5 protein-coding genes are annotated in these 6,328 nt (G+C 46.2%); all 5 read left to right on the top strand.

Annotation, left to right across the window (positions count from 1 at the left end; genetic code table 11):
- Nucleotides 1-611, top strand: a 611-nt coding sequence (locus tag ABW391_RS28180; protein ID WP_353485246.1) for a sensor histidine kinase, incomplete at its 5' end; no start/stop codon positions are given.
- 109 nt (nucleotides 612-720) lie between these two features.
- Nucleotides 721-2,949 carry a sensor histidine kinase gene (locus tag ABW391_RS28175; RefSeq protein ID WP_353485245.1) on the top strand — a complete coding sequence of 743 codons (2,229 nt, stop codon included), beginning with the start codon at nucleotides 721-723 and terminating at the stop codon, nucleotides 2,947-2,949.
- A gap of 67 nt (nucleotides 2,950-3,016) precedes the next feature.
- Nucleotides 3,017-3,310 carry a helix-turn-helix domain-containing protein gene (locus ABW391_RS28170; protein WP_353485244.1) on the top strand — a complete coding sequence of 98 codons (294 nt, stop codon included), beginning with the start codon at nucleotides 3,017-3,019 and terminating at the stop codon, nucleotides 3,308-3,310.
- Between the two features lies 1 nt (nucleotide 3,311).
- Complete coding sequence (locus ABW391_RS28165; protein WP_353485243.1) at nucleotides 3,312-4,562, top strand: type II toxin-antitoxin system HipA family toxin; 1,251 nt, start codon at nucleotides 3,312-3,314, stop codon at nucleotides 4,560-4,562.
- A gap of 75 nt (nucleotides 4,563-4,637) precedes the next feature.
- Nucleotides 4,638-6,328, top strand: a 1,691-nt coding sequence (locus ABW391_RS28160) for a tetratricopeptide repeat-containing sensor histidine kinase (protein WP_353485242.1), incomplete at its 3' end; no start/stop codon positions are given.

Raw genomic sequence — 6,328 nt, 5'->3', positions numbered from 1 at the left:
AAGAACTGGTCAAGGACATTTCCCAAAACCAGGAAAAAATCAACCACCACGGCCAGCGGGCTTCTTCCATCGTCAAAGGTATGCTTGAACATTCCCGTACGAGTCCAGGTGTAAAAGAACCCACCGACCTCAACGCCCTGGCGGATGAATACCTGCGCCTGGCTTATCACGGATTACGTGCCAAAGACAGCTCGTTCAATGCGACGATGGAAACACATTTTGACCCCGATTTGCCCAAAATTGAGGTCATCCCGCAAGACATAGGTCGGGTGCTGCTCAATTTGATCAACAATGCCTTTTATGCGGTTGCTGAGAAGGCAAAGCAAGGGATTGAGGGGTTTCAGCCAACGGTGACGGTCAGCACGAGGCTTCGGCTTCGCTCAGCCACCGAAAACGCTATAGAAATCAGCATCAAAGACAACGGAAATGGGATTCCTGAAGCCATCAAAGACAAAATCTTCCAACCATTTTTCACGACCAAGCCGACCGGGCAAGGGACGGGTTTGGGGCTAAGTTTGGCGTATGACATTGTGGCGAAGGGGCATGGGGGCTCCCTAGACGTTGAAAGTACAGAAACAGGAACGCTGTTTATCATTAGGTTCCCGGCATAAGTAGTGGGACAAATTAAGTGATCATTTTTTTATCGCCCCTAAGTACCTACATTGTTCGTTGATTACAACCCAAGCCATTAACTGAATTCGAGTTCTTTATCCTTATAAAATGAAGACAATCAAACAAATAGCCCAACAACATTCCTGGATCATTCGGTATTGCCTGATTTTACTTCTATTCTGCTTGAAAGCTTGGCCTATTCAGGCTCAATCCATAGGAGAAAGTCAATACTTTGGTCAAATCATTCGTTCCAATGCATTAAAACTGGACAGCATTTGGGATTATTGCCCGCAAGAGGATACCACCAATGCGACTTGGCAATCCATAAATACCCTCACCCTAAATGCCCCCAACGGCAAACCCTTTCCCTGGAAAGGCCGAGGCTGGTTTAGAAAATCATTTACGGTGCCCTTTGCTTTGCGCAACCGACCCTTGTATTTTCAAATGGTACATTGGGGCGCATCAGAAATATACCTGGATGGCGTAAAACTGGCCAGTTATGGCAAATTAGGCAACACGCGTGCGGAGGAACATACTTTTGTTCCCTTTGAATGCATTAGTTTTATGCCAGACACCCAACCCGTTCATCATTGGGTTGTCCATTATTCCAATCACCACATCAATCTGCCTGGAACGCCTTCGGCTTTTAATGGATTTGAACTAGGTGTTTCTCCCCATCCGATTCCCTATCGAGAAAGAATGATTCAAAATGCAACGGGGGCGATGTCGATTAGTTTTTGCCTGGGGTTTGGCCTCTTTTTTTTCTTTGTTTTCTGGTTCTACCCACAAAGGCTGGCGAGTTTGATGGCGGCTGCTTGGTTGTTGCATTTTTCACTCATTTTTATCCCCCTCCAACTCTTCCCTTTAAATGGAGACGGGGAATTCAGTCGTTTGTGTAACCTTACCTGGCAAATTTCCGTTGGCACCATTAATGGCTCGGTAGTGCTGTTTTATTACGCATTGTATTATGGCAAGTTCCCGCCTCGATCCTGGTTTGTGGTTGGACTTAATGTATTGATTATTTTTGCGCTTTGTACATTTCCTGAAACGGGCAAATATGTTTTTTTTATCAGTTCCCTGCTTCAGGTTGAAATATTCAGAATGCTCATTTTAGGCTATAAAAAAGATCGAAACAAATTCTGGGTTTTAGCCATTGGCCAACCCTTGTCTTTGCTGCTTTTTTTATTTGTGATTGTCAATATTTTCGGCACCTTCCCAGAAGACAGGATTACGACGGGAAGGTTCATCTTCAATATTCTAAGCGACTTGTGTATTCCGATCATGCTCGCTTTACAATTGGCCTGGGAATTTGGTTCTGCCAATCGGGTACTGCAAAAACAAGTGGTTCAGGTAAACGAATTAATGGAAGAGAACCTGAACAAAGAGCAGGAAAAGCAACAAATTCTCGCTACTCAAAATGAAACCCTGGAGCATCAGGTGGCAGAGCGAACCGAGGCGCTGAACCACTCTTTAGAAACACTCAAAGCCACTCAAGCCCAACTCATCCAATCCGAAAAACTCGCCTCCCTCGGTGAGCTCACCGCAGGCATCGCCCACGAAATCCAAAATCCGTTGAATTTCGTTAACAATTTCGCCGAAGTCAGCGCCGAGATGCTGGACGAGATGGAAGAGGAGCTGGACAAAGGAGATACTCAGGAGGCAAAAGCCATCGCTGCCGACCTGCAAAAGAACCTCCAAAAAATCAACCACCACGGCCAACGCGCCTCTTCCATCGTCAAAGGCATGCTGGAACACTCCCGTAGCAGCAGCGGCGTCAAAGAACCCACCAACCTCAATGCCCTCGCCGACGAATACCTACGCTTGGCTTACCACGGCCTGCGTGCCAAAGACAGCAGCTTCAACGCGACGATGGAAACACATTTTGATCCAGATTTGCCGCATGTAGAAGTGATCCCCCAAGACATTGGCCGGGTGCTGCTGAATTTGATCAATAACGCGTTTTATGCGGTTGCTGAGCGAAGTCGAAGTGCGGTTGCTGAGCGAAGTCGAAGCACGGTAAATCAACGAGATAAGGCCATAGAGACGTTGCATGCAACGTCTCTACCCTACCAACCGACGGTAACCATCACCACTAGAAAACTGGAAAACGCCATTGAAATCAGGGTACAAGACAACGGCAACGGCATCCCCGACGCCATCAAAGACAAAATCTTCCAGCCGTTTTTTACCACCAAGCCCACTGGGCAAGGGACGGGATTAGGGCTAAGTTTGGCCTATGATATTGTGACGAAGGGGCATGGAGGGACACTCGAAATGGACAGTAAAGACAATATTGGATCCACATTTATCATTTCTTTGCCGATGCGCACTACTTGAATTGGTCAATATAAAATTGCTTATTTTAGGCAAAAAACATAAATTTGCTAATAATAAACAACATTTTATGAAAAGTAAAAAACAATTGCTATTCCCAAAGCATCAAAAAATCTTTGATCAAGTTGGTGAGCAGATTAAGCTGGCCCGGAAAAGGCGTAAACTCACCACCATTCAAATGGCGGAACGAGCCGACATCAACCGGGCTACGCTCTATCAAATAGAAAAAGGAAATCCGGGCGTATCCATGGGCAGCTATTTCAATGTACTGCGGGTACTGGGGCTACAGGATGACTTTTTAAAGCTGGCTGCCGACGATGTGTTGGGCAGGAAACTTCAGGATTTGGAGCTCTTAGGCAAATAAAATGGCTACTAACAAAACGGACATTTGGGTGTATGCCCATTGGCTGGGGATGAAAACCCCAAAAATGGTGGGTGTCCTTTCGGCGCATCAGGCGAAAGGGAAAAAGGCTTTTGGCTTCGAATACGCTCGGGATTGGGTACAATCAAAAGAACAATTGTTGCTCGATCCGGACATTGGCTGGTTTTCTGGGCCACAATTCCCTAATGGAAAAGAGAACTTCGGCGTTTTTCTCGACTCTATGCCCGACCGCTGGGGGCGTACACTGATGAAACGGAGGGCTGCACAATTGGCAAAAGAAGCGGGAATCCCCATCCCGACACTCTACGACATTGATTTTTTACTCGGCGTACAGGATGAAAGTCGCATGGGGGCTTTGCGCTTCAAAACTGATCCCGATGGGCCTTTTTTGAGCGATACGGCACAATACCCAGTTCCGCCCATTTCCTCGATCCGGGAGTTGCAACAGGCCGCCCAGGTCATCGAATCGGATGCAAACAACAAAGACATCAAAAAATGGCTGGCCATCCTGGTTGCACCCGGTTCATCCCTGGGCGGGGCAAGGCCTAAAGCCAATGTACGAGATGAACTAGGTAACCCCTGGATTGCAAAATTTCCTTCCCAACACGATGAGGTTGACAAAGGCGCTTGGGAGTTCTTACTCTACAAGCTGGCCTTGGCGGCCGGGATAGTTATGGCCGAATCCAGAATCATGAAAGTAAGCGGTAATCACCATACTTTTTTGACCAAACGTTTTGACCGAGTAAACGGAGAACGCATCCACTTTGCCTCGGCGATGACCATGACCGGGAATAGCGAAGAAACGCTCAAAACACATACGCCAAGCTATCTTGATTTAGCAGAGTTTATCCGTTTTTCTGGTGCAAACATCAAAGCGGATTCGCAGCAATTGTGGCGGCGGATGGTCTTTCACATTGCCGTTTCCAATACCGACGACCATTTGCGCAACCATGGCTTTTTGTTGTCCTCCAGCGGTTGGACGCTCAGTCCTGCTTACGACCTGAATCCGTCTACTGACAAAGACGGGCTGGCCCTGAACGTAGACATGGACAACAATGCACTAGATTTTGAATTGGCCTTGAGTGTCGGGCAATACTTCCAAATGTCCCCCAGTGAAATGGAGGATGTCCTGGAACAAGTAAAAAAAGTGGTTGGTACCTGGCGAAAGATAGCCGTTCAGATCGGTATCTCCCGGCATGAACAAACCTTGATGGAAGCTGCATTTAGGTACTGAATTTATGCCTCTTTTTTATCTATGGTAATGAGAGTGTATTTTCAATATATTTATTTTAAAACCATTTATTTGAATATGAAAAAAACAATATTTTTGATCGCTTTTGGGTTAATGTCCATCTTTGCCTGGTCACAGGCTGATATTGCAACCTCTCAAGCCAACAGCCTAAAAAAAGCGCTGGCGCAGGCGCCCAATGATACCAGTCGAGTATTGATCCTAGCACAACTATCCCGTTGTTATACCGCAACCAACCTTAGGATTGCAGAAGCTTACAGTCAAAAGGGTTTGGCCCTAGCAGCAAAAATTGGATACGGAAATGGAAAGTTGCAATGTGCACTTTCCCTGGGTTTTATCAAGGTTCGCACCTATGACCACGCCAAAGCATTGCAACTGCTTTTTGAAGCGAAAGAATATGCCGAAAGCAACCGTAAATTTGCGGAACATGCAAAAGCAATTTCCTATGTCACTTCGATTTATGCTATGAATAAAGAGTATGAAAAAGCGCTCAAATACATGCAACAAGCGAAAAACATACAGGAAATTCATCATATTTCAGAAGTGGTAAACCCGATAAACCTGCCACTTGGCGTTATCTACAGGGATATGGGCTATGCCGATTCCGCCCTTATTTTTTTCCATAAAGCTTATGAACTTCAGACTTCAAACGAATTGCCTTATATGTCTTCTGCTGCTTTTTATCTTGCGGACATGTATGCTAAAATAGGCCAACCCGAAAATGCTTTCCAATATTATCGAAAATGCGTATATTATTCTACCCATTTCAAAAACGACTACGCCCTTCCTCGCGCGCAACTCGGACTAGCCAAGCTATTTGAGAAAACGGGTAAATTAGATTCTGCCATTTATTACAGCAAGAAAGTCTTGAGCGACAATACCGAAAATCCATATTCCTACATGACCTCTTTTGGTGCAGCCACACTACTGGCGGAAATTTATGACAGAGATCAACGTCCGGGTGAAGCACTAAAATACCACAAAATGGCATCTACTGCGAAAGACAGCCTCTTTTCTATTGATAAAATGAGGCAAATTGAGAAAATAATGTATGAAGAAAAAGATCGGGAAATGGTTTTGCAACGCAAGCTGGAAGCGAACAGACTCGCTTTTCAAAACAAGATTAGGTTGTATTCTTTGTCCGGCATACTGGGAGCCATCCTGGTGATCTTATTCATCGTATACCGCAACAACCGTCAAAAACAACAAGCCAATGCGGCACTCCAACAAACACTTTTCAAGCTCCAAACCACCCAAGCCCAGCTCATTCAATCCGAAAAACTCGCTTCCCTCGGCGAACTAACCGCCGGCATCGCCCACGAAATCCAAAACCCGCTCAACTTCGTCAACAACTTCGCGGAAGTCAGCGCCGAAATGCTAGATGACATGAAGGCCGATTTGCAAGCCGGAAAAACCGCCGAAGCCGCTGAAATTGCGGATGATCTACAGGTGAATCTGCAAAAAATCAACCACCACGGCCAACGCGCCGCCGCTATCGTCAAAGGCATGCTTGAACATTCGCGTAGCAGCAGCGGCGTCAAAGAACCCACCGACCTCAATGCCCTCGCCGACGAATTTCTGCGCCTCGCCTACCATGGCCTGCGTGCCAAGGACAGTAGCTTCAATGCCATCATGGAAACGCACTTTGACCCCGATCTGTCTAAAATCGATGTCATCCCCCAAGACATTGGAAGGGTGGTTTTGAATTTGATCAATAACGCTTTTTATGCAGCAAATGAAAAGGCGAAACA

Source organism: Haliscomenobacter sp. (genome assembly GCF_040403615.1).
Taxonomy (GTDB): domain Bacteria; phylum Bacteroidota; class Bacteroidia; order Chitinophagales; family Saprospiraceae; genus Haliscomenobacter.
The sequence above is the reverse complement of the archived record's forward strand: the minus strand, read 5'-3'. Positions and strand labels throughout refer to the sequence as shown.